General features: G+C 62.5%; 28 protein-coding genes. 11 read left to right on the top strand and 17 right to left on the bottom strand.

Annotation, left to right across the window (positions count from 1 at the left end; all coding sequences use genetic code 11):
* Positions 1-66 precede the first annotated feature (66 nt).
* From HMPREF2559_RS04155 to HMPREF2559_RS04145, 3 genes are all read right to left on the bottom strand, one after another.
* On the bottom strand, positions 67-1,011 hold the full coding sequence (locus HMPREF2559_RS04155) for a hypothetical protein (RefSeq protein WP_066491053.1): 945 nt from the start codon (positions 1,009-1,011) through the stop codon (positions 67-69).
* A gap of 2 nt (positions 1,012-1,013) precedes the next feature.
* Entirely contained in the window at positions 1,014-1,421 is a 408-nt protein-coding gene (locus HMPREF2559_RS04150) for a DUF7977 family protein (protein ID WP_148138773.1), read from the bottom strand.
* Positions 1,422-1,519: 98 nt separating this feature from the next.
* A complete protein-coding gene (locus HMPREF2559_RS04145) occupies positions 1,520-3,100 on the bottom strand; it encodes an ABC-F family ATP-binding cassette domain-containing protein (RefSeq protein ID WP_066491036.1) in 1,581 nt (526 codons plus the stop codon).
* 163 nt (positions 3,101-3,263) lie between these two features.
* On the opposite strand from HMPREF2559_RS04145, the gene HMPREF2559_RS04140 reads away from it, so the two are divergent.
* Positions 3,264-4,016 (top strand): hypothetical protein, encoded by a 753-nt coding sequence (locus HMPREF2559_RS04140; protein ID WP_066491031.1) that lies wholly within the window; start codon positions 3,264-3,266, stop codon positions 4,014-4,016.
* A 100-nt stretch (positions 4,017-4,116) separates the two neighbouring features.
* Here the strand turns inward: HMPREF2559_RS04140 and HMPREF2559_RS04135 are convergent, their stop codons facing one another.
* From HMPREF2559_RS04135 to HMPREF2559_RS04120, 4 genes are all read right to left on the bottom strand, one after another.
* Positions 4,117-4,911, bottom strand: a complete 795-nt coding sequence (locus tag HMPREF2559_RS04135; protein ID WP_070539636.1) for an HAD hydrolase family protein — start codon at positions 4,909-4,911, stop codon at positions 4,117-4,119.
* Positions 4,912-4,930: 19 nt separating this feature from the next.
* Positions 4,931-6,955 carry an NAD-dependent DNA ligase LigA gene (ligA, locus tag HMPREF2559_RS04130; protein ID WP_070539628.1) on the bottom strand — a complete coding sequence of 675 codons (2,025 nt, stop codon included), beginning with the start codon at positions 6,953-6,955 and terminating at the stop codon, positions 4,931-4,933.
* A 235-nt stretch (positions 6,956-7,190) separates the two neighbouring features.
* Positions 7,191-7,847, bottom strand: coding sequence for a hypothetical protein (locus HMPREF2559_RS04125; RefSeq protein WP_141628775.1), 657 nt, complete (start codon positions 7,845-7,847; stop codon positions 7,191-7,193).
* 89 nt (positions 7,848-7,936) lie between these two features.
* Positions 7,937-8,635 carry a helix-turn-helix domain-containing protein gene (locus tag HMPREF2559_RS04120; RefSeq protein WP_066509443.1) on the bottom strand — a complete coding sequence of 233 codons (699 nt, stop codon included), beginning with the start codon at positions 8,633-8,635 and terminating at the stop codon, positions 7,937-7,939.
* A 150-nt stretch (positions 8,636-8,785) separates the two neighbouring features.
* Here HMPREF2559_RS04120 and HMPREF2559_RS13480 point away from each other — a divergent pair, with 150 nt between their 5' ends.
* The 3 genes from HMPREF2559_RS13480 to HMPREF2559_RS04110 are packed head-to-tail and all read left to right on the top strand — an operon-like array spanning position 8,786 to position 9,918.
* Positions 8,786-9,334 (top strand): putative glycolipid-binding domain-containing protein, encoded by a 549-nt coding sequence (locus HMPREF2559_RS13480; RefSeq protein ID WP_371325674.1) that lies wholly within the window; start codon positions 8,786-8,788, stop codon positions 9,332-9,334.
* A 60-nt stretch (positions 9,335-9,394) separates the two neighbouring features.
* On the top strand, positions 9,395-9,649 hold the full coding sequence (locus HMPREF2559_RS04115) for a type II toxin-antitoxin system Phd/YefM family antitoxin (protein WP_066491016.1): 255 nt from the start codon (positions 9,395-9,397) through the stop codon (positions 9,647-9,649).
* Positions 9,650-9,654: 5 nt separating this feature from the next.
* Positions 9,655-9,918, top strand: a complete 264-nt coding sequence (locus tag HMPREF2559_RS04110; protein WP_066491014.1) for a Txe/YoeB family addiction module toxin — start codon at positions 9,655-9,657, stop codon at positions 9,916-9,918.
* Positions 9,919-9,930: 12 nt separating this feature from the next.
* On the opposite strand, the gene HMPREF2559_RS04105 is transcribed toward HMPREF2559_RS04110, so the two are convergent.
* On the bottom strand, positions 9,931-10,113 hold the full coding sequence (locus HMPREF2559_RS04105) for a hypothetical protein (protein WP_066491012.1): 183 nt from the start codon (positions 10,111-10,113) through the stop codon (positions 9,931-9,933).
* Entirely contained in the window at positions 10,114-10,350 is a 237-nt protein-coding gene (locus HMPREF2559_RS04100; RefSeq protein ID WP_309473687.1) for an alcohol dehydrogenase catalytic domain-containing protein, read from the bottom strand.
* Positions 10,351-10,584: 234 nt separating this feature from the next.
* On the opposite strand from HMPREF2559_RS04100, the gene HMPREF2559_RS04095 reads away from it, so the two are divergent.
* The 4 genes from HMPREF2559_RS04095 to HMPREF2559_RS04080 all read left to right on the top strand — a co-directional run bounded on the left by HMPREF2559_RS04095 (position 10,585) and on the right by HMPREF2559_RS04080 (position 13,225).
* Entirely contained in the window at positions 10,585-11,253 is a 669-nt protein-coding gene (locus tag HMPREF2559_RS04095) for a 3'-5' exonuclease (RefSeq protein ID WP_066491007.1), read from the top strand.
* 201 nt (positions 11,254-11,454) lie between these two features.
* Positions 11,455-11,952, top strand: a complete 498-nt coding sequence (locus tag HMPREF2559_RS04090; RefSeq protein ID WP_066491127.1) for an ArsR/SmtB family transcription factor — start codon at positions 11,455-11,457, stop codon at positions 11,950-11,952.
* On the top strand, positions 11,952-12,938 hold the full coding sequence (locus tag HMPREF2559_RS04085) for a serine hydrolase domain-containing protein (protein ID WP_068801682.1): 987 nt from the start codon (positions 11,952-11,954) through the stop codon (positions 12,936-12,938). The genes HMPREF2559_RS04090 and HMPREF2559_RS04085 overlap by 1 nt, the downstream gene beginning before the upstream one ends.
* Positions 12,935-13,225 carry a hypothetical protein gene (locus tag HMPREF2559_RS04080; RefSeq protein WP_141628778.1) on the top strand — a complete coding sequence of 97 codons (291 nt, stop codon included), beginning with the start codon at positions 12,935-12,937 and terminating at the stop codon, positions 13,223-13,225. The genes HMPREF2559_RS04085 and HMPREF2559_RS04080 overlap by 4 nt, the downstream gene beginning before the upstream one ends.
* On the opposite strand, the gene HMPREF2559_RS04075 is transcribed toward HMPREF2559_RS04080, so the two are convergent.
* Positions 13,168-14,091 (bottom strand): uroporphyrinogen decarboxylase/cobalamine-independent methonine synthase family protein, encoded by a 924-nt coding sequence (locus HMPREF2559_RS04075; protein ID WP_068801681.1) that lies wholly within the window; start codon positions 14,089-14,091, stop codon positions 13,168-13,170. The genes HMPREF2559_RS04080 and HMPREF2559_RS04075 overlap by 58 nt on opposite strands.
* Positions 14,092-14,122: 31 nt before the next feature.
* On the opposite strand from HMPREF2559_RS04075, the gene HMPREF2559_RS04070 reads away from it, so the two are divergent.
* Positions 14,123-14,485: a PH domain-containing protein gene (locus tag HMPREF2559_RS04070; RefSeq protein WP_070539624.1), complete on the top strand. Its 363-nt coding sequence runs from the start codon at positions 14,123-14,125 to the stop codon at positions 14,483-14,485.
* On the opposite strand, the gene mnmA is transcribed toward HMPREF2559_RS04070, so the two are convergent.
* Together mnmA and HMPREF2559_RS04060 are read right to left on the bottom strand one after the other, a co-directional pair.
* Positions 14,482-15,567 carry a tRNA 2-thiouridine(34) synthase MnmA gene (gene mnmA / locus HMPREF2559_RS04065; RefSeq protein WP_070539623.1) on the bottom strand — a complete coding sequence of 362 codons (1,086 nt, stop codon included), beginning with the start codon at positions 15,565-15,567 and terminating at the stop codon, positions 14,482-14,484. The two genes, HMPREF2559_RS04070 and mnmA, sit on opposite strands and share 4 nt — an antisense overlap.
* A gap of 27 nt (positions 15,568-15,594) precedes the next feature.
* Entirely contained in the window at positions 15,595-16,107 is a 513-nt protein-coding gene (locus HMPREF2559_RS04060; RefSeq protein ID WP_070539622.1) for a VIT1/CCC1 transporter family protein, read from the bottom strand.
* A 94-nt stretch (positions 16,108-16,201) separates the two neighbouring features.
* On the opposite strand from HMPREF2559_RS04060, the gene HMPREF2559_RS04055 reads away from it, so the two are divergent.
* The gene (locus HMPREF2559_RS04055; RefSeq protein ID WP_070539621.1) at positions 16,202-17,035 is read left to right on the top strand and encodes a spermidine synthase; all 834 of its coding nucleotides are present in this window, start codon (positions 16,202-16,204) and stop codon (positions 17,033-17,035) included.
* A 43-nt stretch (positions 17,036-17,078) separates the two neighbouring features.
* A complete protein-coding gene (locus HMPREF2559_RS04050; RefSeq protein WP_070539619.1) occupies positions 17,079-17,942 on the top strand; it encodes a PDDEXK family nuclease in 864 nt (287 codons plus the stop codon).
* A gap of 90 nt (positions 17,943-18,032) precedes the next feature.
* Here HMPREF2559_RS04050 and HMPREF2559_RS04045 read toward each other — a convergent pair whose 3' ends face one another.
* The 5 genes from HMPREF2559_RS04045 to HMPREF2559_RS04025 are packed head-to-tail and all read right to left on the bottom strand — an operon-like array spanning position 18,033 to position 24,947.
* Positions 18,033-19,172 (bottom strand): glycoside hydrolase family 25 protein, encoded by a 1,140-nt coding sequence (locus HMPREF2559_RS04045; RefSeq protein WP_066490973.1) that lies wholly within the window; start codon positions 19,170-19,172, stop codon positions 18,033-18,035.
* Between the two features lie 48 nt (positions 19,173-19,220).
* Complete coding sequence (locus tag HMPREF2559_RS04040; protein WP_066490964.1) at positions 19,221-21,566, bottom strand: bifunctional lysylphosphatidylglycerol flippase/synthetase MprF; 2,346 nt, start codon at positions 21,564-21,566, stop codon at positions 19,221-19,223.
* Complete coding sequence (locus HMPREF2559_RS04035; RefSeq protein WP_066490963.1) at positions 21,553-22,824, bottom strand: alpha/beta hydrolase; 1,272 nt, start codon at positions 22,822-22,824, stop codon at positions 21,553-21,555. Before HMPREF2559_RS04035 ends, HMPREF2559_RS04040 begins: the two co-directional genes overlap by 14 nt.
* A gap of 60 nt (positions 22,825-22,884) precedes the next feature.
* The gene (locus HMPREF2559_RS04030) at positions 22,885-24,003 is read right to left on the bottom strand and encodes a cysteine desulfurase family protein (RefSeq protein WP_066490962.1); all 1,119 of its coding nucleotides are present in this window, start codon (positions 24,001-24,003) and stop codon (positions 22,885-22,887) included.
* Entirely contained in the window at positions 24,003-24,947 is a 945-nt protein-coding gene (locus HMPREF2559_RS04025; protein WP_070539617.1) for an electron transfer flavoprotein subunit alpha/FixB family protein, read from the bottom strand. Before HMPREF2559_RS04025 ends, HMPREF2559_RS04030 begins: the two co-directional genes overlap by 1 nt.
* Position 24,948 lies beyond the last annotated feature (1 nt).

Raw genomic sequence — 24,948 nt, 5'->3', positions numbered from 1 at the left:
CAAAATCAATGCACTCTAAAACCGGAAGAGCCTCGTTACTGCCAGGAGAAAAGAGCACATGCAACGTCACTCGTCGGCGTCACGCCGCGCACTGTCACCGTGCGGCCCCTCGCCCCGCACGGCCTCGAGAGTCTCGGCACCATCTTCACGATCCGCGTCAAGCTCCGACCACTGCGCCTTCTTCTGCTCCGACTTCCGGTGCTTGCGTACCGCCGTGATGGCGAAGATGATGCCCAAGACAATCGGCACCCAAATCTTCGTGTACTCGAGCAGGAAGTCGAGCCACGCGGGTATATCAAACTCCGGGAACTCCCAGTCCGGTACGGGGATAGTCGGCAGATCGATGTGCGGGAAATGCGGCACGGGCAGTGTGACGGCCGGCGGCGAGGGCAGTTGCCAGTCCGGAAAATCAACATCGGGGATAAAGCTCAGCAGCCACCCGATAAATCGTTTGACGATCGGCCCGAGTACAAGAACTGCGAGCGCCCAGCCGCCTTTGCCCAAACCGGTCGCAATGGGAAACGCCACGCGCTTGAAGGTCGACGACTCCATTGCCGCGCGACGCTTGGCCCCGCGCGAGCCCGCGGGCGGCTCGAACTCCACGACCTCTGTCCCGTTGCGGTAATCGACGTCGAGGAGCTCGCCGAACATGTTGGTCTGCACGCGAAGATGCGGTTTCGTGCGCGCGGTGCCGGACGTGGTCATTGAGGAAAGCTTCTTTCCGCTGTGGCGGCGCAGCGGTATCCGGCCGTTCGATGCGGAATCAAACCTTCCCCACACGTCCCCGTCGACCTTCACACGTAGACGCACCGGTGGGCTGGACGCCCACGCCTTGAGGCGCTCGCGCAGATCGGCATCGAGAGGCGGATCCGTATAGGGAGTCGGATTCCCGTCGTCGCCAGTCGGGACGGCCTGCGGCCACGACGGATCGAGCTCCTTGAATTCCGCGTCATAACCACGCTCGACCTCGATAAGGCCTACATCGGGGTGATTAAGGCTCCACGTCTCCATGACTACCTCGTTCCCCTGCCACCAAGCTTGCCCAAACCCCACGCGACGACCATGAAGATCGGAATGTAGATCCACGCTCCGTCGTTAAAGTACATCCGCGACGCCACCCACGTCGCGACACCAACAAGAATGGGCAGCGTCCACGAAGGACGGAATCCGCGCGCGTCAACGAACGACAACACCGCCGTGAGCGCAAGATAAGCAGCAACGACCGTCCATCCAGCGGCGTTAGCAGGGACCAGCACGCTGATTATCCACGGCGCGAAAACTAGTGCGGCTACCAGCACAACTGGAATCACCCAGTGCCAGCCGGTGCGCTTTTCTTCAGATTCCTCTTCCTCCGCATCCTCGGTGGGGACGGGATGCGCAACCGATTCCTGTTCGATGTCGAAGACTTCGTCGTTGTTCACGTCAGACACGCTAACAAGCATTTCGACTAAATGACACCGTTATGCAATTACGTTTCAGTCTCGATTTCCTGCTTCCAACCGCCTCAACGCGAATGAAGTTAAAGGTCAACCCACCCTTCGAGTCCAATGTCTTCACAGAATTTCTCGTCATGGCTCACCACAATGAGTGCACCTTCAAAGCCTGCGAGCGTCTCCACCAACCACTGCACCGTGCTCAGATCCAGGTTGTTCGTGGGCTCGTCGAGGAGCAACAGCCGTGGCGCCGGTTGGGCCAACAATGTCCGCGCGACTTCTACGCGGAATCGCTCACCGCCCGACAGTTCGCCGCACTTCTTGGAAACATCGTCATTGACGAAGAGTAACTGTGCAAGGTGGTCCCGTAGCCACTGGGGATCGGCTTCCGGATTTGCCGCTCGCACCACGTCCCACACGGTGTTCTCAGCAGGCAGAGTGATGAGTTGGCGAACGAAGCCGATGTCGGAAAGTGCGTAGGCCACCTGGAAATTGGACCGCGCAGCTGCATCCGCATCACCCGCTATGGTTCGGAGGAGCGTCGTCTTTCCGGAACCATTTGCCCCGCCCAGCCGAAGTCGTTCGGGCCCGGTAACGATGAGCGAGCGTTCTCCCCCACGCGGAGTCAGCTCCACCACCTTCGTTCCCTGTGGCAATCGCGATTCCGGCAAGTGAAGAAACACTGAAGCGTCATCGCGAATGCGCAATTGTGCCTCGGCCTCCTCGCGCCGCGCGTCCTCCACCGACGCGGCGTGCGACGAGTGACGGCGCGCTGCCGATCGTTCCGAGCGTTGTTTATCAAGCCCCATCGCCATGCCAGGTTTACGCTTCGACGCAGCAAACTTCTTTCCGCGACGAGCATCACGCGCGAGTCGAGTTTCCATCTCTTGGCGTTTGCGCACAGCCTGCTTTCGTTGCGACCGCGCCTCCGTCCAGGCCTGTACCGCCTTGTCCTGTTCACGGGCAATCACCGATTCATACGCCGAATAATTCCCGGGGAAACTACGCACGCGGCCGGCAAAGAATTCAATAATTTCGTCCGCCATGTTCAACAGCTCGCGATCATGGCTCACCACCACAACGGGTACCGTCGATCTGGCCAGAAACTCATACACAGCCTCACGGCCTGCGCGGTCGAGATTATTGGTCGGTTCATCCAGCACATACAGCTCCGGCGTGCGCAGCTGCAATCCAGCAAGCGCGACCTTGACGGCTTCGCCGCCCGAAAGAGACTGAGCAGCACGCGACAGATTCTTAGGCTCGGAAATTCCAGCATCGGACAGTACCGTCTCTGCGTGCTCACGAATATCCCAGTGCCCCTCGACCAGCTCGAAATCGTGCTCATCAACGCCACCGCTTTCGATGCGCTCCAGAGCTTCCACGATGTCCCGAATACCCAAGAGGTCAAGAACCGAGTGCCCTTCCACTGATGCATGTTGCGGCAAATATCCACGGCGTTCGGGCACGCGGAACGAACCGGAGCTCGGCATAAGCTCGCCTGCGAGTATCTTGAGGAAACTGCTTTTCCCAGAGCCGTTATCGCCGACAATCGCTGTCACGCGGCGATTGATATCCACGGAGACCTCTGCGAAGCACTGGGTTCCGTCTGGCCAGGTAAGAGAAAGATGATCCGTAGAGACGACGGAATGAAAGAAGTTGGCAGCCATGAGTGAGCCTTTCAGCAGTTGGTGTACAAGCTGAAGGCCGTGCCTCGGCGCTTCAGCGAATTACTTGACAAGCACTTCGCTGTTCACTGGTCTTCCTTTGTTCGATAATTCGGACACCTAAGACTGTATCAGCTCGGGCCACCGGCATGTTAGCTTCGGCATCATGGATACAGTCCTGATCACCACCTTGTTTGTCGCACCGCCCGCCCGGCTCACGGAAGCCTATGAGCTCTATCGCACTCGAGCGAACGCTGCCGATGCCGCCGTCCTCGCCCAGTCCACACACCCGCGCCCAGTCACCGATGACCCTTACACGCTGTGGGAGCTGCGCTCCGAGGCCGCCTTCTACCGTCTCACACAGCCGCAAAAGATGGAGCTCTTCGAGTTGCGCAGCCTAGTGCGCTACAACAGCGACGACGATAAAATTTTCGATCGCGTGCACGAGAAGTTCTTCTTCGAGGACCACGACGAACCCACGGTGTTCCCTGGCCAAGTCTCTCAGAGCCCCAGTGTGAAACTCCCGGAATCCGCACCAGAGCGGATGCCGGGTCAGCTCAATTACCTACGGATTTCGTTCCTCAGCCAAGAGACGAACGCCACAACCGTCTCTCAGACCTTCCAAAAGTTCATTGAGAAAGTGGCCGCCTTCGCCTATCTCGAGGACACCGAGGGCTGCATCAGCTCCGAAAACCCTAAAATCGCCGGGCCATTGTGGGTCCGCAATTCGACGCACACTGCGGCAGGCGTCGGCGACGGCGCGTTCCCCTTAGCAAAACACCTGTGGGTCGGCTACGCCCTGTGTGAGGCCTCGGCCGACGAGGCCGCGGCGCTCCTGCCCGACCGCACGGATCCGGACTGCACGATCCTTGGCCAGGTGGAGCAGCTCGACACGCTAACGACGAATCTCGCCGAGTAAGCCTCATCGCGACGGAAGAAGCACCACCCCGGTGATATGCGCATGTCGCGCGAGGATCACTCCGGGGCTTTCGTCGCAAGCATCGCAATAAACGGAGGACTCAGTCACCTCCGGACGCTGAGAGCCCCGCGCTGGCGAGTCGCAGACCAGCAGGTACGTCGGCAACCACGTGATGAGCGCGAGCCTGTACGTCGGGGTGTGCATGCGGGAAGGTGAAGGAGGCATCGGCAAGCTCATGCATGGGCAGGTCATTAAAGCTATCGCCGAAGGTGAAGAGCTCAACCTCGGCGCGGGGCAGGCCGAGATGTTCGAGGAGCCAGGTCAGGCCCGTGCCCTTGGTATGGCCGGGCGGCATCATGTCGAAGAAGCCGGTGTTAAGCGAGGTCGAGACGTCGTAGCGCTCGTTGATCCACGGGATAATCTGATTCTGTAGCGGCTGATTGTCCGGCATGTAGGCCGAGAGCAGCACGACCTTTTCGTCTTCGAGCTCCGCACGAGAGACGACGCGCGGGCACTGGATGAAGTCGTTGGAGGATTCCGGAATGCCTTGCGTGACGATGCCGTCCGCGCCATCGAGCGTCGTGCAATACAGGTTGAGCCCCGGCGTGCCATCGAGGTGCGCGGCGACCTCATTGACGATCTCTGCGTCCAAGTGGTGCTCGTAGAGGACCCCGTAATTCGCGTCCGTGATGACGGTGCCGTTGTAGAGGACGTGGTAATTCATGTCGACGTCGAAGGGCTCGAGCGCGCGACGAACCGAGTCGATGGACTTGCCCGTCGCGGAGACCGCAAGATTGCCCGCGACGCGCCAGTCCTTGATGGCCTGGACCGTTTCAGGCGCGATCGCGTGATCGATGTAGACGGTGCCGTCCATATCGAATGCCGCAATCTTCATGGACAACACTGTAGTGGGTTTAGGCCTCGCCCGTGTCCAATAGTTTCTGAAAGCCGGCTTCGTCGAGGATCGTGAGCCCTAAGTCGCGGGCCTTCTGCTCCTTGGAGCCAGCGTTTTCGCCAACCACAACGTAGTTAGTCTTCTTCGACACCGAGCCCGAGGCCTTACCACCGCGGGTGAGAATAGCTTCCTTGGCGCTGTCGCGCGTGAAGTTCTCCAGGGTTCCGGTAACGACGATGGTGAGCCCCTCGAGGGTTTGCTCCTTCTTGTCGGTCTCGGCGACCTCCATGGACACGCCGGCGTTCGTCCACTTTTCCACGATCTCGCGGTGCCAGTCGACGTCGAACCAGCTCTTGAAGCTCTCTGCGATAATGCCGCCCACGCCGTCGGTCTCCGCGAGGTCCTCCACCGGCGCCGCGCGCAGAGCCTCCATCGAGCCATAGCGCGTGGCCAGCGCACGCGCGGCGATAGGACCAACATGGCGGATGGACAGGGAGACGAGGACGCGCCAGAAATCTGCGTTCCGGGCGGTCTTCAGGTTCTCTAGCAGCTTCTTGCCCGGCGCGTTAAGCTTGCCGGCCTTGGTCGTATAAGCGCTGGTTCCCAGCAGCTTGTCCTCGTCGAGGTCGAAGAGATCGCCTTCGTCGTGGAGCACACCGGATTCGATGAGGTCGCGAGCTGCTTCCTCACCGAGCGCCTCGATATCAAGTCCCTTGCGGGAAGCCAAGTATTCCAGACGCGCGGAAAGCTGCGCCGGGCAGCTGCGGGTATTCGGGCAGCGCCAGTCTGCGTCGCCATCTTTCTGTGGGGCGAGCTTCGTGCCGCAGGACGGGCAGTTAGCCGGGAAATGCCACTCTTCCTCGGTGCCGTCGCGCTTCTCGGCGACAGGTCCGAGAACCTCCGGAATAATCTCGCCGGCCTTGCGGATGATGATGGTATCCCCGATGAGCACGCCCTTGCGCTTGACCTCGGACTGGTTGTGCAGCGTGGCGCGCGAGACCGTCGACCCGGAGACGAACACCGGCTCCATCACGGCGTACGGGGTCACGCGACCGGTGCGCCCCACGCCGACCTCGATGCCGAGCAGCTTCGTGGTCACTTCCTCCGGCGGGTACTTGTACGCAATCGCCCAGCGCGGCGCGCGCGACGTCGCACCCAGCGCGCGCTGCGAAGCCAAGTCGTCCACTTTGACCACGAGGCCGTCCATCTCAAAGATGGCGTCGTGGCGATGGTCCGCCCAATACTTCACGCGGTCTTGGACATCCTTGGCGGAGGTCACCTGCTCCGTGTATGGGGAGACCGGCAGGCCCCAGGCCTCCATCGCCTTGTAGGCGTCGTGCTGACTCGTGGGCGCGAAGCCTTCGCGCGCGCCGATGCCGTGGCAGACCATGTGGAGACGACGCTTCTTCACGTCTTCAGGATCCTTCATGCGCAGGCCGCCCGCCGCCGCGTTGCGCGGGTTGGCAAACGCCGGCTTGCCGTCGGAGAGGCGCTCCTCGTTAATCGCGCCGAACTCTTCCGGGCGCATGTAGACCTCGCCGCGGATTTCCACAAGCGCCGGAACCGGATACTCCTCGGTGCCTGTGAGCTCGTGCGGGATATCCTCGATAACGCGGGCGTTGTTCGTGATGACCTCGCCCACGCGGCCGTCGCCACGGGTGGCGGCAGTCGTGAGCTTTCCGTCGCGGTAGACTAGGTCGATAGACAGACCATCGATCTTCAACTCGGTGAGGTACGTCTTCGCCGGGGTGCGGTCCAGCCAGTCCTGCATCTCGGACTCGCTAAAGACGTTATCCAGGCTCATGAGCCGCTCGAGGTGCTCGATATCCGCTGCGCCCTCCGGTGCCGCGCCCACTTCCTGGGTCGGCGAATCCGGCACGGCCAGCTCGGGATGTTCGGCCTCCAGCTCCTGGAGACGACGGAACAGCGCATCAAAGTCCGCGTCCGGGATGACCGGCTGGTCGTTGTAGTAGAGCTCACGGTGGCGGCGCACCTCTTGGGCGAGCTCGGACCATTCGCGTTGGATATCAACTGGGTTAGTCACGAGGGACAGTCTAGTGAAGTGGCGGACATGACTTCGAACTACATCGGCCTCCCGTGGCATCTTTTTTACACTGCGCTTTCTACTTCCCTCGGAACGATATTGTGCCGAGCGATATGTGCCTCGATGTCTTCGTTCCATGTCCGCTCATGCCAGATCCGGGTTTCCGCCGATCAAAATACGTATCGTACGCGCCAACTAGGCAGTGTTCGAGAGCCGCTTGATTCAACTGTTCGGACTAACCAATCCTTCGCACAATGGTCGCGACTGCTTCTGCCGGAGCATCACACCAGACCCGCACGTCGTTGATCGATACGGCATGTTCCTTTTGCCACGGCCATCTCGGTGCTGAAACAAGCACAGGAGACGCCAGCTCGATATGGATGTTCGTCCCATCGCCATTCCCTAGAATCAATGTATCTACGTCGACAGCGTGCCGCTCATGTGAATAGCCACGCGACTGCACGATGCTCGCGACTGCACTTGGGGCGATACGTGCGATATCTCGCCCCGCATGCCGCAGTACGAGGTCTCCATCAACGAAATGTGGATAGACGAAAGCTGCTCCAAACACGCCCCACAGCAAGACGAGCGAATAGAGGGAAACTACGAGGATGACTGCGCGCAGCCAGACCCACGGCACCAGGAGCTCGATTGCAATGCATTCAATCCCCGTTGCACCTGTAACCGCAGCCGGAATTACCCACCACCCGCGATACGAATCAAGGGCCACTCCCGAGTAGCGTCGTTGTCGCAGAAGCAGCAAGACACCGGTCGTCAGCACCTGAAGCTCCGATTTCACTGCCCGAACTGGCACCAAATCCTTGTCACGATTGGCAAAGAGAAAGAGGCCTGCAAGAAAAAGTTCGAGAGCAATAAATCCCGCGACTATCACGGATCCTTGTCCGAGCCCAGCGACAACGATGAATAGTTCTACCGCAAGAACAGTGCCGAAGAGTACTGATATAAGGACTGCACGGGCTTTCATCGCCGTATCAACTCCAGCGCCACCACCTGTCCATTATGTGCTGCGATGTCGTTCGGTTGGAGGTCTAAATACCCCGGGGTTAACGTCTCAATAATCCCGTTCATGACGCCGTCGGAATAGGCTGCAAACCACTGTTCCGCGAGCGCATCGCACTTCGGGCCAGGCTCGGTTTCCCCCAGTTGTACCCACAGCTGGTGGTGCTGCCTCACTGCGGAAACACACTCTGCCGAGTAAACGTTGGCTTGGAGCACTCGCCACGTCTGGTCGGTGGCGACCCCCGAATAGGACATGAGATTCCACGCATCGATCTCCTGTGCAATGTCCTGTTCCGACAATCCACCGGCTGCAAGCACCTTCTCCACTTCAGCCATAAGCTCACGAGGTGCCGGCATCGGTGGATTGTCCCTGAGTCGAAGGAGCCGGACACGTTGCTCACCTAGCTCAACAATTTTGCGATCAATTTCGGCAAGTGCGGCATCATACAACTCGTCTTCGGAATCAACGACCACGGATTTGAGCGGAATTCCTGCCACGACCAGTTGTCGAACTTTCACTAGAGCCGCGAGGTCCGCAAGAGAGTAGTCCCGGTACCCATTCGCTTTCCGCTCAGGTTCCGGAACCACACCCTGTTGGTGATAGTGACGAATGGTGCGAACACTACAGCCTAGCGCTCGGGCGACTTCAGAGATCCTCATAAGGCTTTTATAAACTATGACGTCGCGTCAAGGTCAAGGCACGAACGGCTACGGTTTAAAGGTTCACGTATTTTTGCCACATGGTTTCCTACACGTGGCGCAGCCGTATCGACAGCCAACAGGTTGACAACTACGACATCGAGTTTCTCGGTGGTGCTCCGCGCCCAAGGCCTACAACTCACAGACAAATACGTTGCGCGTTGGCAGCTCACGGCACCGTCTAATTGGACAACCTCGCACTTCAGCTTCAGCGCCACCGTGCAGGGTAAGGATAATTGGTCGTCCTCCATCGCGGCTTCAGGCAATCAGCCCACGGGACCCCCTGCGCCAGGACTCGACGCTGGAGTAGATCTCTCCAGCGCATTAGACATCGATTTGGGACGTTGCCCAATGACGAACAGGATGCCCATTCGGTGGCTCGGCCGGCTTGAGGACGACGTTGTCCGCACGCCATTCATCATGGCGTGGATTGATATGCCTCTCTGCGCGTCCTCGCAAGCGACCACTACTCTCCCTCAGCAACCAAGAGTTCCGTGCGCTACGAGTCAGGAACACGGGACGTCAACGTCCTCCTCAAAGTCGACGTCAACGGAGATGCCTTCGACTATCCCGCTCTCGCACGGTGAGTCTCGACCGCGCATCACTCCCGGACCCCTCATCGTTAGTGCCGAGTCTAACGAACTTGACAGCAGCAGTTGACGCACAAAAAGAGCAAACGTACAATTTTTTGTACAATCCCAGACGTTAAGGAGATTTACGATGCGCACCATGACTTACTCCGATTCTCGAGCTCATTATGCCGAGGTACTCGATTCCGTCGTGGATGACCGAGAAGAGGTCATCATTACTCGAAACGGCAAAGAATCAGCCGTTATTGTTTCGCTCGATGATTACAACTCACTTCGGGAAACCGCCTATCTTATGCGCTCTCCTGCCAATGCCCGCCGCCTCTTCGATGCAATTGAGCGCCTAGAAAACGGCAGCGGAACCGAGCACGCTCTCGTCGAGGACTAGCCTCCATGAAGCTCGTCTGGGACGACAACGCGTGGGAGGACTACGTATGGTGGCAAACCCAAGATCGCAAGGTCCTCAAGCGCATTAATGCCCTCATCAAGGACATTGAGCGCAACGGAAACGAGGGCATCGGAAAGCCGGAACCGCTCAAACATGATTTTGTAGGCTACTGGTCACGGCGTATCACCGATGAACATCGCCTGGTCTTTAAAGTCACCGACGATGCCGTGCTTATCGCCATGTGCCGTTATCACTACGGGCAATGCTAGCGCGGACGACCATTAGAAATTCAGCAACGCCTTCGTCGCGCGCCGTTCGTCCATGGCAGCGTAAGCCGTAGCGGGATCGGCAAGCGGCAATTCGAGGCCGAAGACCACGCCGGGGTCGATGGTGCCATCCTTGATGAGCTCGATCAGGTGCGGAATGCGCGCGTACTCGGCCCGGGTGCCGACGCCGCCAACCATCTACACGTGCGTGCAGAACGACTGATAGCCCGCCCGGCAGATCTCGCACGTGTTGTCCGAGGCGACGAAGGGCCCAACCACGAGAGCGCCGGCCTTGACGTTCTTGACCTCAGCCCCAACTTCTTCAACGACGCCGACGTATTCGTGTCCCATAACGCGATCCTGAATCTCGCCACCGAGGCCACTGTAGGCCCACAAGCCGGAACTGCACACGCGCGTCAGCTCCATCTTGATGATGGCGTCCGTCGGAGCTTCGAGCGTTGGATACTAGCGTTCGACGACGCGGACGAATCCGGCTTCGTGCATGACTACTGCGCGCAAAATGACTTTCTTCTCTATGAGATCGTGGGAGTGTCCCCAGAGGATCCGCGAGACGATACGCTGGCACTCTCACCTCGCGATCGCAGTCTCATGTCCGGCAGTTTTGACGTTCCTGTCTTCATGTCGAGGCGGGGCGCTAAGGTGTAAACCATGAACTTCGACGCCAGCCGCATGCTCTCTTTCGACCTCGAGACCACCTCCGTTAATCCCAAGGAAGCCCGCATCGTCACCTCCGCGCTCGTGCGCATTGATGGACGCGACGTCGACGCGCGCGAGATGCTCGCCGACCCGGGCGTGCCGATCCCTGAGGAAGCCGCCGCAGTCCACGGCATTACAACCGAAAAGGCCCAGGCCGAGGGCCGCCCGCACGATGAAGTCCTCGCCGAAACCGTTTCTGCAATCAAGCAGGCCTGGGCTGATGGACTCACGCTCATCGTCTACAACGCGCAATATGATCTCTCGGTGCTGCGCGCCCTCACCGGCGACTTCACGGTCGACGGCCCGGTCTTCGACCCCTTCGTTATCGACCGCGTCATGGACAAGTTCCGCAAGGGCAAGCGCACTTTGACGGATGTTTCCGCCCATTACGGCGTGGAGATCGGCAATGCGCACGAAGCCACTGCCGATGCCCTCGCTGCCGCCCGCGTTGCTTGGAAGCAGGTCCGCAAGTTCCCGGAGTTGACCGAGATGGACATGGACGAGCTCATGGAATTCCAAGCCGTTAAGTGGCACGAGGACCGTCTGAGCTTTAAGAAGTATCTCGAGGGCAAGGGCCGCGACGCCTCGGACGTTTCCACCGCGTGGCCGATGATTAGCTAAACTTCTCGAATTTTTCGACAGCCCGACTACCAGCAGATTCAGCGCCAAATCAGCCGATTTAACGTTCACGTTCGAGAAAACCTCCCTCCCCAAACGCCGCACGGCTCACCGCCGTGCGGCGTTCCTTTTGTCACGAGCGCGTCCCAATTTCCATAATTCTTGAAGTTTTTTGAATTTTCTGGAATTTTGGAATACATGACCATGACAGACCTCGTACAGCGCCTCGCCGAGGTGGAGCGACGCCTCGATGCTCTGGAGCACAAGCCCTCTGCAAAGCAGCAACCCGCGTCAGCCGACACTTTCTGGCTCCTTGACGCCCTTCAAGCCGGTCCCGAGATCCCGGATGGCTCCGTCGCCTTCGGCGGCGACGTCCAGCTCGGCGGAGGCAGCTACCAATACCAATGGCAGCGCCCCACCCACGCCGTGACAGACGAGCCGTGGACTGACGCCATTACCCGCCTTTCTGCGCTCGCGCACCCCCTGCGCGCGGAAATTCTCCGCCGTCTCCTCGCGGCCCCTGCGACGGCAGCCGACCTCGTGGAGGAGGGCATCGTGAGCTCCACGAGCACCGCCTACCACCATCTCAACGAGCTCAGCTCCGCCGGCTGGATTACCAAAGCCAAAGCGTCCACGTTTGAAATCCGCGCCAGCCGCGTCATTCCGCTGATGACCATCATCATCGCAGGAGAGGACCACTAATGAATAAGCGAATCATTGCATCCGTTGTTGCCGCAGTCTTCGTCGCCGCAGTACTCATCAGCTCCGGGCCCCGCGGAATCGCCACCGAATCACGTCGTACCGGCACGCTCGACCTCACAAGCCACGCGGAGCGCGGCCATCATCAACTCGCCGCTTTCGTCCTCACCGACGGCACGCCCGAGTTCGGCGGCCTCGGCGCCGACGAGCACACTGAGGTTGAAATCGGCTCCGTGACCAAAATGTTCACCGTCGAAATCACACAGCAGCTTATCGAAGAAGGAGTACTCTCCCGCGACACTCGTGTCGGCGAAGTCCTTGACCTCGGGGACTCCCCCGCCGCCGACATCACTGTCAAGGAACTCGCCACCCACACCTCAGGCCTTCCGCGTCTCGCCAACCCCGACTTCTTTCGCAGTCTCGTCACAATGGTCAGAAACGGAAATCCCTATGCGGGTGAGACAACCGAAGACATTCTCGATGCCGCCCGCACCGCGAAACTCGAAAACCGCGGTACGGAGCAGTACTCCAACTTCGGCTACGCGCTCCTCGGCGCCCTGCTCGCGGAGAAGACCGGCACTCCCTACGAGGAACTCGTGCGCACCCGCATCTTTGAGCCCGCCGGCATGACGGAGTCCTACGTCGCGCTCCCCGGCACCGTGCCTGCCGATGCCCCGCGCGGCCTCGCCCCCAATGGCCGCACCGCCGCAGCGTGGGAGCTCGACGGCGATGCCCCTGCTGGCGGCATTCGATCCACCGCCGCAGACATGGCGAAATTCGCCGCCTGGATGTGCGACCACGGACACTTCGATCTCGGTTGGGAGAAGGAAGACAACAGTGACGGCACCTACTGGCACAACGGCGGCACCGGTGGCTACAGCACGATGCTCATCATCCAGCCCGAGCAGCACCGCGCCGCCTACGCCAGCAATGACGGCATGACCGGCGTCGAAGACCTTGCCCGCGCGCTATTTAAGGAGCACGCATGATGGCCATCGGTATCGCCCTCGCCTACTCAGCAGGACTGCTCTGGAGCACCTGGCGCCTGCGCACGCGGCCGCTATCCCTCCTGAACTTTCTAGCCAACGCGCTCTTCGACATCGCGCTCGCCTTCTATTTCGGCCGCGCGCTCGCCTGGAACCCCGGCGCCCTGTGGGCGTGGTACATCCTCGTCGCCGCCGTAACTCTACGCATCGGCGTTGGTGCCTACCAGCTGTTTTATAAGTCCCCTGCGTCACGCTCAAGCATGCCCGCGACCTCAGCCGCGAAGCGGTAGTCGCGCGCGGCGTCCCGGACGGGCCACGGGTTGATATCGACGTGCGTGACGAGCAGCTCGCGACTATGTCCCAGGCGGTCGACGTGCTGGGCCACGGCGATCGCGGCGGCGCGGGCATCGGTGAAGGTGCGCGGATCGAGTGCCAGGCCCACACGGCGGCTGGCCTCGAGGTGCTCGCCCAAGCCGTCGAGGTTCGCTGGCGTATCGAGTCCCGCGAAGTCGACAAGCAGTGTGCCCGCCGAGGCCAGCGGCCAGAGATTCCCGGCGCGCAGGTAATCCGCGCCGAGCTCCTCCAGCCTCGCGATCGCGACCTCCTCCGGTACTGCCCGGATTGGGTCGAAGTCGGTGGTGCCTGGGATGCGGCCTGCGAGGGCATCGGCAAGCTGAGGCTCATCGAGTTGGAGGGCAACCTCAGCGTTGAAGCGGCGGGCTACCTCCGCGGAGTGAGCCTGGATGCCTTCGAGGAGCGCAGCATGCAGGTCTTCGCGGGCGCCGCGGTCGGTAATCACGCGGTGACCGTTCGACAACTCAACAGCGGCGGCGAGTGTCCACGGACCCACGGCCTGGATCTTCACGCGTGGAACATGCTCGCCCCAGACCTCCACGATGGCGTCGAGGTCACGTTCCATGCGGTCCCACACGCGGCGGGTCTCGCGCTGTGGGCGCGCGGCCATCTGCCACGAGCGCGGGCCACGGTCGACGGTGAGCGTCTCGAGCAGGCCGGCGGTGCGGCCGATAGCATCAGAACCCAGGCCTCGGTCCGGCAGCTGCGGCAGATGCGGAAGGGCGCCGGTCTCCCCCATCACGATATCGGCGGCCTCAGACATGGAAGTGCCCGGCATGGGGCCTAATCCGAAACCGGTCATGGGTGCGCATCCTTTTGTTAGGTTGGTGGCTATGGCTTACGACAGTATCGCAACATGGTGGTTCAACGACGAAACCGACATTCCAGCGGACGTGCCGCTCGTGCCCGGCGAAGAAGCTATCGCCGCGTATACGACGCTTCGTGACGTCGCTGTCTTCACCACGAAGCGGCTCATCGTGCGCGACGCGCAAGGCCTGACGGGCAAGAAGAAGGAAATCTACTCGCTGCCGTACTCCTCCATCACGATGTGGTCATCTGAGAATGCAGGCAAGATCGACCTCGACGCGGAACTCGAGTTGTGGACCCGTGCCGGCCGTATCAAGGTCAGCGTGGGCAAGCAGGTCGACGTCCGCGCCTTGGACCAGCTGATCAGCCGCTGCGTGCTGGGAGCTTAGTTCGTCCCGTTTATGGTGCCAGACCCGATAACGATGTCGCCGAGCTCGTCCGGGCTGGGCAGGTAGAGTACGGCGGCCTGACCGCGGGCCACGCCGTCGAGCGGCTCGTCGAGTTCGAGCGTCATCGTGTCATTCGCGCGATCGACGACGGCGTGGCAGCGCACGACGGAGCCGTGGGCGCGGACCTGGACGTCGCAGTCGAACTCGCCGTCCATGGCCGGGTGCAGGTACTTAAGACGGTCCGCGGTGATGCGCGTGACCTTAAGATCCTCGCGGGAACCGACCGTGACGGTGCCGGTGGCGGCATCGATGTCCATGACGTAGCGCGGGCGACCATCGGCAGCGGGGGCCTTAATGTCGAGGCCCTTGCGCTGGCCGATCGTGAAGTTCCACGCGCCGTCGTGTTCCTTGAGCTCGTGCCCCTCCTTGTCGACGATCATTCCCGGGCGCAGGCCAATCTTCGAGCCCAGGAACGCCTGAGTGTTGCCGTCCGGGATGAAGCAAATGTCGTAGGAATCCGGCTTCGTCGCGGTGGAGAAACCGTGGCGCTTAGCCTCCTCGCGAATCTGCGGCTTGGGTGTGTCCCCAATCGGGAAGAAACAGTGGTCGAGCTCGTCCTTCGTGATGACACCCAGGACGTAGGACTGGTCCTTGTTTTCATCGAGGGAGCGACGCATGTAGCCGTCCGAGTCGATGGTGGCGTAGTGGCCGGTCGCGACGGCATCGAAGCCCAGCGCCATGCCCTTGCGCAGGAGGGCTGCGAACTTGATCTTCTCGTTGCAGCGCAGGCACGGGTTAGGGGTCTCGCCGCGGGCGTATGAGTCCACGAAATCGCCGATGACGGCTTCCTTAAACTCCTCCGAGAAGTCCCACACGTAGAAGGGAATGCCCAACTTGTCGCAAATGCGGCGAGCATCCGCGGAGTCCTCAAGCGAGCAGCAGCCGCGGGCCTTCTCACGGGTTTGCTGTGCGTCCTTGTGCAGCGCGAGGTGCACGCCCACGACCTCGTGGCCGGCCTCGACGGCGCGGGCGGCCGCCACAGAAGAATCGACGCCGCCGGACATTGCTACTAGAACTCGCATGGAGGTCAGTTTATCCCTTAAGGCAAATTATCCCACGACCCCACCAAACGCTGCGCCGATGCCGTAGGTGACCGCCAGGCCGAGCGCGCCACCCAGCACGAGCCGGAGTACCGCGCGCACGGGACCCGTGTCAGAGAGTTTGGCCGAGGTAAAGCACGTAATCACCAGCGCGAGCAACGTCGTCGCGAAGACGACGAGGGCAGAGTTGGAGGAGAAGAACACTGATGCCAACGGCAGCGCCGCACCGGCCAGGAAGGAAGCGCCCGAAGCCGCGGCTGCCTCCCAGGGATTAGTGAGTTTCTCGCCATCGAGGCCGTACTCAATCTGCAGGTGCGCGGTGAGCGGGTCGCCCTCTCCAATCTCCTGCGCCGCCTTGTGCGCGGTCTTATCCGAAATGCCGTAGCCGGAGAGGATGCCGGCGGTGAGAATGGCGGCATCGGAAGCACCGGAGCCTATAACGCCAAGGAGAAGCGCGGCATTGCTGATGATGCCGTCGTTCGCGCCAAGCACCGCTGCGCGCAAGGAGTTAACAGTGACCATACATTCATTATGTATGACCTATAAGAGCTGGTCTAGGCTTGAAAACCTAACCTAACATGCGTCCGATGAGCCTGCCCTTAGTAAGGTATAGCGCATGGGTAGACAACGCGCGCACTCCTCCGACCCTCGGATCGGCACCTACGAGATCTCCACGGGCTCGGCTTCCGTCGAGGCCGACCCATTCCGGGAAGGCGCGTATATCCTCAACGTCAATGGTGTGCCGTCGTCCCACATCGTGCTGGATGAACCGGAGGAGCTCGAGTTCGAGTACATGCGGTGGATCGCTGCGGCTGTCGAGTCGCTGGCTCCTGGTCGCCGACTCGTCCACCTGGGCGGCGCGGGGTGCTCGCTGGCGCGCTATTTTGCGTCCATCTGGCCTAACTCGCACAACACGGTGGTCGAGCTCGATGCCAAGCTTGGGCAACTGGTGCGCGAGCTTTTCGATATCCCGTCTGCCCCCACCGTCAAGATCCGCGCCGGGGAGGCGCGCGCGGTGACCTTCGGCTTTCCGCCGGGGCGTTGCGATGTCATCATCCGCGACGTCTTCGCGGGGTCCACAACCCCGCGCCCTCTCACCACGGTCGAGTTCTTCGAGGCGGCTCACTCTGCACTGAGCGCGGGCGGCCTGTATGTCGCCAACTGCGGCGACCACTCCTCGCTGCGGGTAGCGAAGGCGGAGCTGGCCGGCCTGGCGCAGGTCTTCTCTCATGTGGCCGTCATCGCGGATCCGCCGATGCTCAAGGGCCGCCGCTACGGGAACATCATTCTCATCGCTTCCGATACTGAGCTTCCTGTGGAGGGCTCACCGGAATTTGCGGCGCTTACAAAACCACTGCTCGCCGGCGCCGTGCCCGCGCGTTACGAGGACGAACGCTGGACCCGGAAATTTTTCAAGGGGGCGGACGCACTGCGCGATCCCGCCGAGTAGGTTAAGCTCCGTGACGGGGACCACACGTTCAAGGGGGATTATCATGGATGACCTCGTCCTTCCGGAGCTCAGCCGCTCGAAGCTGCGCACGCTTGTCAAGAATGGCAAGGCCGTGCCCATCTGTAGAGGTTTGTACCTGAGCCGCACGCCCACAGCGGCGGAGTTAGCTGTCATCCTTCAAGACCGGACGCCGGACCTCGTCCTCACTGGGATCACCGCAGGACAGATAGCTCATGGAAAGCCGCTGACGCTGCCGCTCCACGTCGCGTATTCAGAAACTCTTCCCCACTCGCAGTTCTTCGTTGCGCACCGCACAACGCAGCTAGCGAACGACATCCACAGCAAGGCACGCATTCACTACCCCATTCTCGCGGTCGCATACATAGATGAAGACGAGCTGGGCCTGAAATACCTTGAGCATGCATATGCAGGTCAGCCCGGAAAAATCCGGCTCGAAAAGCACATGGAGTCGATTGCTCGCCTGCCCAAACGCTCGCGAGCGCTCCTCGATCGCGCGGCACTCGGGACCGACTCGGGCGCAGAAAGAAGTATCGTTCGCGGATTACGCGAGCTCGGCCTGCACACTGAATCCAATGCTTTCATCGGACCCTATCTCTGGGACATCGTGCTGCCCAAATTGGGATGTGCCGTAGAAATCGACGGCTTCGAGTACCACTCCCGGAAACCCGAGACCATTCGCGACGCGTGGAAGACAAACGACGCAGTGCTGCGCGGCTGGCGTCCGCTGCGCTATACGGGAAGCTGCGTGACGTACCACCGCGACGATATCCTCCGGCAAATCTCGACGGCGCTGAATCCCGACTTGGAGGCGAAAGTCCACACACCGGTCCGGCAGTGGCACAGGTGGTTTAGTACGCGGAGCGACCCGTGGGATGTGCATGACTGACGCGAAATAGCCACAACGTCCGAATAAGGAGTCGAAATGTGAAAAATCGAGACCTTATTCGGACGTTGTGGCTATTGTCAGCGCTGCCGTTTAAGCCCCGGCGAGCATCCGGTTCACGGCCGCCGCGACGGCGCCGGAGTCGAGCTGCGGCAACTGCACGCCAGCCTCGCGGGCGGCCTTCTGCGCGTGGTCGACCTCGACGGCGTCGACCTCGGTGTTGGACAGGTGCGCCGCGTTGTCGAGCAGCAGCGCGAGGTCGGAGAGGGTGGCACCGTTCTTCAGCATCTCCTCGAGCTTCTCCTTCGGCAGCGCGTCGTTGGCGATGAGTGCCTTGGCCATATCTGTAAACTGGTCCCCTCCGGCAGCCTCGGTGAGGGCAGGAGCGACGGCGGCGCCGACGGACAAAGCAAGGATGGCAGCAATGACGGCACGTGCGTCGCCGGACAGGTCAACGCCCGGGATGACGAGGTTCTCAAGGATGCCGCCGAAGTCGATGTAGTTACCGGCAGAGAACGTCTCGAGCTGCATCTGGGTGCCATTGAAGATGTTCATATCCACCGGGCCAGTGATGCCGCCCACGCGGCCGGAGTCAGAGCGCTGCCAGAAGGCGATACGGTCCCAGCCGCCCACCGGCTCCGGGGCCTGATCCTGGTACGCGGCGAGCCACAGCGGGAACTCGGAGAACTCCGTCGTGTTGCCCATCTCGTGGAGCCAGAAGTACTTGTACGTGTAGATCATCGGGGTGCGGCCGGTTAGGCGCTGCAGCTCCGAGGTGAAGGTGCGCGTCCAGGCCACGAGCTCGGCCGGGGACTTGCCCTCGGAGACCTCGAGGTCGAGGACCGGCGGCAGGGTCTGGCCCGGGACGAGGGCGAGCTGTGCAGCGAACTCCGCGGCCTGGCGAGCGGGATCCGCTGCTGGGCGGGCGTAGTGGTACGCGCCGACCTTGAGACCGGCCATCTTCGCGGCGTTCGCGTCGCCGACGTAGTGGCTGTTAACCCAGCCTTCGCCCTCGGTGGCCTTGACGAACGCGAAGGACTGGCCGTCCGACTTCACGGCGTTCCAGTCAATGCCGGCGAGCGTGGTGTGCTGGTGTCCAGAGACATCGATGCCGCTGGGTGCAACGAGGCCGCCCAGGTCTTGGGCCTGAGCGACGGTGCTGGAAACGGTGGCTGTGGACAGAGCAAGTGCGGCAGCCGTAAGGGCCGCGACGATACGGCGTGCAGAGATCATGCCTGCGACACTACACATCAATCACACGAGTCACACACACAACACGCGTTACTGCTTTAACTTTTCGGATCGCGCGGCGAGCCACGCGCGCACGGCACGCGCCGCATCCGCAGCCGAGAGCAACGGCACATAGGCGTGGACGACCGCGGCGGCGATAGCAGGCAGTGCCAACTCATCGTCGTACGCGAGGTACCACGCGTGCTCCGTCGGCTGGAACTTGCGCTTGCTCGCGGCGAGCGTGCGGAAGCCGTAGAGCGGCTCCATCTCCTCGCCCACGCGCGAGAGCAGCGCGTCGAGCAAACCGGGCTCGGACGAGCTGCCGGACAGCGGCGCGCCCGAGAGCGAAATCCACTCGCAGCCCTCGGCAGCGGCTTGCAGGAGCGCTTCGGAGATAAGCAGCTCAATGACGCCTTTAAACCCATGCTCGGAACGGCGCATGACGTCGAGCGTGTACCCCGCGATCTCGCCGGAATGGTGGACCGGCAACCATGACGTCACGCCATGCAAAGAACCGTCAGAACCCACGGCGAGCAGCAAGCGGGTACCGGGCACACGCAGCTCCGGCAGCGAGCCCAGAGTAAAGCCCATCTCCGGCAAAGACTTCTCGGAGACCCATTCTTCAGACAGGGCGATAACGGCCGCTTGAAGCTCGAGCGAAAGTTCCGACCACGTCGTCCACATAGTCGTCACGCCTTCTTTGCCAGCCTTGTTACGCGCGGTACGCACGTTCTGGAACTTCTTGCCTTTAAATTCCACGTTGTCGGTCGGCAGCACTGCTTCCTCGGCGACTTCGAGGCGGCGGAACCCCGGGCGCTCGAAGGCTTCGGAAACGGAGTACCACGCCGGACGCAGCGAATTCTCACGCGCGAAGGCCTCGAACTCGGCGGCGCAGCCCTCGGGGTCAAGTCCCACAGGCTGGCCCAAGGACAACGCCACCCCTCGGGAGGCGCGGTAGGCCACATACGTATCCCCCGCTGCATTAAAGAAGTAGCGGTTGCCCTCCCACAGAGTCATGAACGACAGGTGGTCGCCAGAGCCGGACTCGAGGATGGCACGCGCGTGAGTGGCATCACCGGAAGGGTCAGCAGGTCGAGCGAATATGCGCCAGCCTTGCCACGCGGCATAGAGCCAGAAGACCGTGCCCACCCACTCGTAGAGCGCCCACGCCGCCGAGGTGCCCGGCACGAGCGCGTACGGCAGGAGCAGCGCAACAACGGGCGGGAAGAAGCGCAACGGCCATTCAAACGCGATAGAGCCGAAGGACGCGTCGTCAAAGGAAGCCCTCAGAAGCCAGGCACCCACGAACCACACGGCGCTCACTACAACGAAAGCGAGCAGGAGGCGCAGCAGTACGCGGAGGACCGAGGCGGAATTCTCGCGCACGCTGAACACGCGGCGGTTCCAGACGAGTACACAAGCACACCCCAGCCACGGCACGAGAACCGCCGCTAGGTTGATGCCGTAGAGCGCCACGCCGTCTTCATCCAAGTCGAAGAGCTGCGTGACGAGCACGGCCATGGCAGCGAATTGAACGAGAAGCGAACCCCACCACGCGGCGAGGCGGCCCTTCCACAGCCCATAACAGAGCACGAGTTGGATGAGCAGCGGGATGAGGTCCGCGACGGCCGGGCCCAGGCCGTAGACACGCGACCAGCTGAGGGCGTCCTGGCACTCCTGCGAGCCGGGCAGGGAGTGGCATAGACCGGCGGTGAGGGCATCGGAAGCACCGCCGGACCACATGAGCTGGGTGACGGGGCTAAACGGGCCCTCGGCGCCAGGATTGAGCGCGACAAAGAGCGGACCGAGCGCGACGATCCCCACCACCAGTGCAGTGAGCACGCGCTTCTCGCTTGCCGATGCCCCCGCGCCGCGGGTTTCCTTCGCCCACCAGGCTCCCGCGGCGATGGACAACACGGCGGCGGTCACGCCGATGACATCGGGAAGCGTGCCCGAATACAAGGCCATGGTGGCGGGCAGCACGAGGATGACTAGGCGCACGCGGCGGCGCCAGAGCCGGGGAAGCCGCGCGGAGGCGAAACCGGCGGTGCCAATGATGAACGCGATGAGCGTCATCCGAGTCGAGCGCAGGAGATCATCGCCCCAGCGGTTGAGACCGGCAATCTCAATGCCCTTGGCAATCACGAGGGACAGCGGCACGACGATGAGCTGGCTTGCCACGCCCACGGCGAGGAAACGTTTCCACCCCAGGGTGCGCTCGGCTGGGATGTCCACGGCGAGGGCAAGCAGCGTGAGCATGAACGCCCCGCCGGCGGTGTGGACGGACAGGTCATCGAGCAGCCCATCCGAGGCACCAAGAATCCACAGAGCCCACACGATGACGATGAGGAGGAGCGTCACTGGGTTGCGACGCAGGAAGGTTTTAGAGCGTGACATCGGAATCTTTCAGTCCGTCGAAGGGATCGGTCGTTACAGTGAGCCCGCCGCGGCGCGCGGCCCACGCGAAGGCGCGTTGCAGGCCAGGGCGCCACACGTCAAAGGAATGTCCACCTTCGAGTGTGCCGTACCACGCCGGAATTCCGGCGGCACGCGCCTTGGCCGAGAGGTCTGTGAGCGCGCTCTTCGCATGCTCATCCGCGGTGCCCGCGATGAAAACGGCGGCCAGCCCCGAATCCTTGTAGCTGTGTGCGGTAAGCAGGCTAGCCGGGTTCTGTGCTTGGTACTTGGACTCGTCGCCACCGAAGAACTTCTCAACCGTCGCGGCATGCGTGCCGATGGTCGGCTCCGCCTCGCCGGACAGATCGATGACCGAGCCGAATGCGGACGGGTGCGTCGTGGCGATCTGCAGCGTGCACGTGCCGCCGTAGCTCAAACCAGCGACCGTCCAGTGCTTCTGATCCGCATCCACGCGGAAGTCTGCCTTAATCGTGTTCGGCACGTCCGTCGTGAGGTACGTCATCACTGTGGCGACCGAAGAGTTGGCGCAGATGGGGTTGGCGTTCTCGGAGCCTGTGGCATCGACAGCGATGACGATCGGGCTTACTCCCCCGTTGGCGGCCTGGAAGCGGTCCGCGGTCTGCGCTGCCTCACCGGAGCCGAACCACTGCTCCGGTCCGCCGGGGTTGCCGTGGAGCAAGACGATAACCGGCAACGTGGCGTTCGACGTGAAATACGCCGGCGGCAGATACGCCGTGGCGTCGCGCGAGGTGAATCCCGAGACCGCGGAGGACACCGGGAAGGTAACGAGCGCGCCGTGGGCGCCGTCCGTCGCCGACGCAGCCTTGACCTGATCGAGCGTCATCTCCGGAGCTACGGGCTGCGGGTCGAGCGAGGCGACCGTGGGATACGTGCCGTATTCCATGTTGGCCAGGCCCGCGGTGGACACGGCGGAGACGACGGCGACGAGCGCGAGGAGCACGCGCAGGCGCGGCAGGACGGCCACGCCCACGAGCGCGAGCACCGAGACGAGCCCAGCGGCGAAAAGGTAGAGGGGAATATCCCAATGGCGGAGAATAAACCATGCCGCGGAGACAGCGGCGAGCGCCACGGCGAGGGTAAGGCCCGTGCGGTGCCACCGCTTCCAGCCGGCCCAGAGGACGACATCCGCGCCGAGGACAAGTAGCACCACGTAGATGACGCCCGCCGCGGTTCCCGTGAGCGGAATCTCCCGCACAAAATCGATAACTGATTGCACGAGATAACAGTAGTTCCCGCCTGCTGGAACGTTACGGGCGAAAGCCCACGAGTTTCCTACTTATACACTGCGAGCTCGCTCCACGATGCTGGGAATTTCCTGACAGGCAGCATCCACGTCCGCCTGCGTGGTGCCGGGGCCGAGGGTAAACCGCAGACCACCGGAGTGGTCCTGGTCGATCCCCATAGCTTCGAGGACGTGCGAGGGGCGGTACACGCCGGCATGGCATGCGGAGCCTGCCGATGCCTCTATCCCCGCAGCGTCGGCCAGCATGAGCAAGCTATCCGAGTCCGTGCCCGGGAACGTGAGATGCAGGTGGCTGGGCAACGCCGGCTCATGCGTGTTGCAGATCGCGTCGGGCACGGCGGCCAATAGGCGATCGCGGAGAGCGTCGCGCAGTACGCGCACGCGGGCGGCCTCGGACTCGAGCTCGGCGAGCGACTCGTGGAGCGCGGCCGCCGTCGCAGAAGCGGCTGCCACGTCGACGGTGCCGGGGCGGATGCCGCGCTCTTGTCCCCCGCCGTAGGCGATGGGCTGCGGTGCCGGCGAGCGGCGCGCGAGCAGGAGGCCTGCGCCACGCGGACCGCCGAACTTGTGGGCACTGGCGGCCAACGTTGTGGCACCCAGCGCGTGGAAGTCGATAGGCAGCTTGCCCATGACTTGAACGGCGTCGATGTGGACGGGGGTCTCGCCCGCCCGGTCGATGACTTCTTTGACGGGCTGGAGGGCGCCGGTCTCATTATTGGCCCACATGCACGTCGCCACGGCAGCGGGGGCGTCGAGCGCCGCGAGGTCGCTCAGATGGCCGTCGTGGCCGACGGGCAGCAGGTCAACGGTCGCACCTTCCTTAGCGAGGGCGGCAACGGTCTCGAGGACACCAGGGTGCTCGATGGGCGTGGAGACAACGCGCGCCGGCGCACCGGCAGCCACGCGGGCGCGATAAAGGCCCTGGATGCCGATGTTGTCCGCCTCGGTGCCAGACGAGGTGAAGATGACCTCGATGGGCTCGCAGCCGAGGTCGGCGGCGATGGACTCACGGGCATCGTCAAGCACACTGCGCGCGCGGCGGCCCGAAGCATACGTCGCGCCGGCGTTGAGAGCGCCCGACGCGGCGACCCAGGCGTCCACGGCCGCTTGGCGCATGGGCTGGGTCGCCGCGTAGTCGAAATAGTGTGACATTAGCCGCGACGCGAGTTGATCTCGGCGGTAAGCGCCGGGGCGATCTCGTGGAGGTCACCCACGACGCCGAGGTCAGCGATCTCGAAGAAGGGCTCGTCCTGGTCCTGGTTGACCACGACGATGGTGCCCGAGGTACGCATGCCTGTGAGGTGCTGGATGGCGCCAGAGATGCCGAGTGCAATATAGAGATCCGGCGAGACGGTGACGCCGGTCTGGCCGACCTGGTGCGCGGGGTCGTAGGCGCCGTTGTCCACGGCGTCGCGGGTGGCGCCGACGGCGCCCCCGAGGGCATCGGCAAGCGGCTCGACAACTTCGGCGAACTTGTCGCCAACGCCGCGGCCGCCGGAGACAACGACCTTGGCGGCGGTGAGTTCGGGGCGCACGGAGTGCTCGGCGGGCTTAAAACCGGTGACGGTGACGTCGCGCTCGGTGGCGCCCGGCAGCGGCATGGGGGCGAGCTCGCCCGCGGCCGGCTGCGGTTCGGCCTTGATGGCGCCGGGGCGCACGGTAAAGACCGGGCAGGCGCCCGCGGCGGTGGAGGTCGCCTGGAAGGTGCCACCGAAGATGACGTGGGTGGCGGAGTGATCCGGGTTGATGGCCGTGACGTCCGCGAGGACGCCGGAGGCCAGGCGTGCGGCAACGCGGCCGGCAATCTCGTTGCCGGTGGGCGTCGCGGCGATGACGATGGGCGCGGGGTTCGCGGCGCCGAGGGCGTGGAGGGCGTCGACCTCGGGTGTGATGAGGCGCTGGCCGTAGTCGGCCGTGGTGGCCTCAACGACCTGGGCGGCGCCGAGCTCGGCGAGCTCCTTCTCAAATCCTGCAGGCGAGGCGGAGACGACGACGGCAGAGACGACGCCCAGCGGGCGGGCGGCGGTGATGAGCTCGGCGGTGACCGGTGAAAGCTGGCCCGCCTCGTGCTCGACAAGAACGTAAACGTGCGACATG

The organism is Corynebacterium sp. HMSC072G08, assembly GCF_001809185.1.
Classification (GTDB): domain Bacteria; phylum Actinomycetota; class Actinomycetes; order Mycobacteriales; family Mycobacteriaceae; genus Corynebacterium; species Corynebacterium phoceense.
Note: the sequence above shows the minus strand (reverse complement) of the source record. Positions and strands in the feature narration are given on the sequence as shown.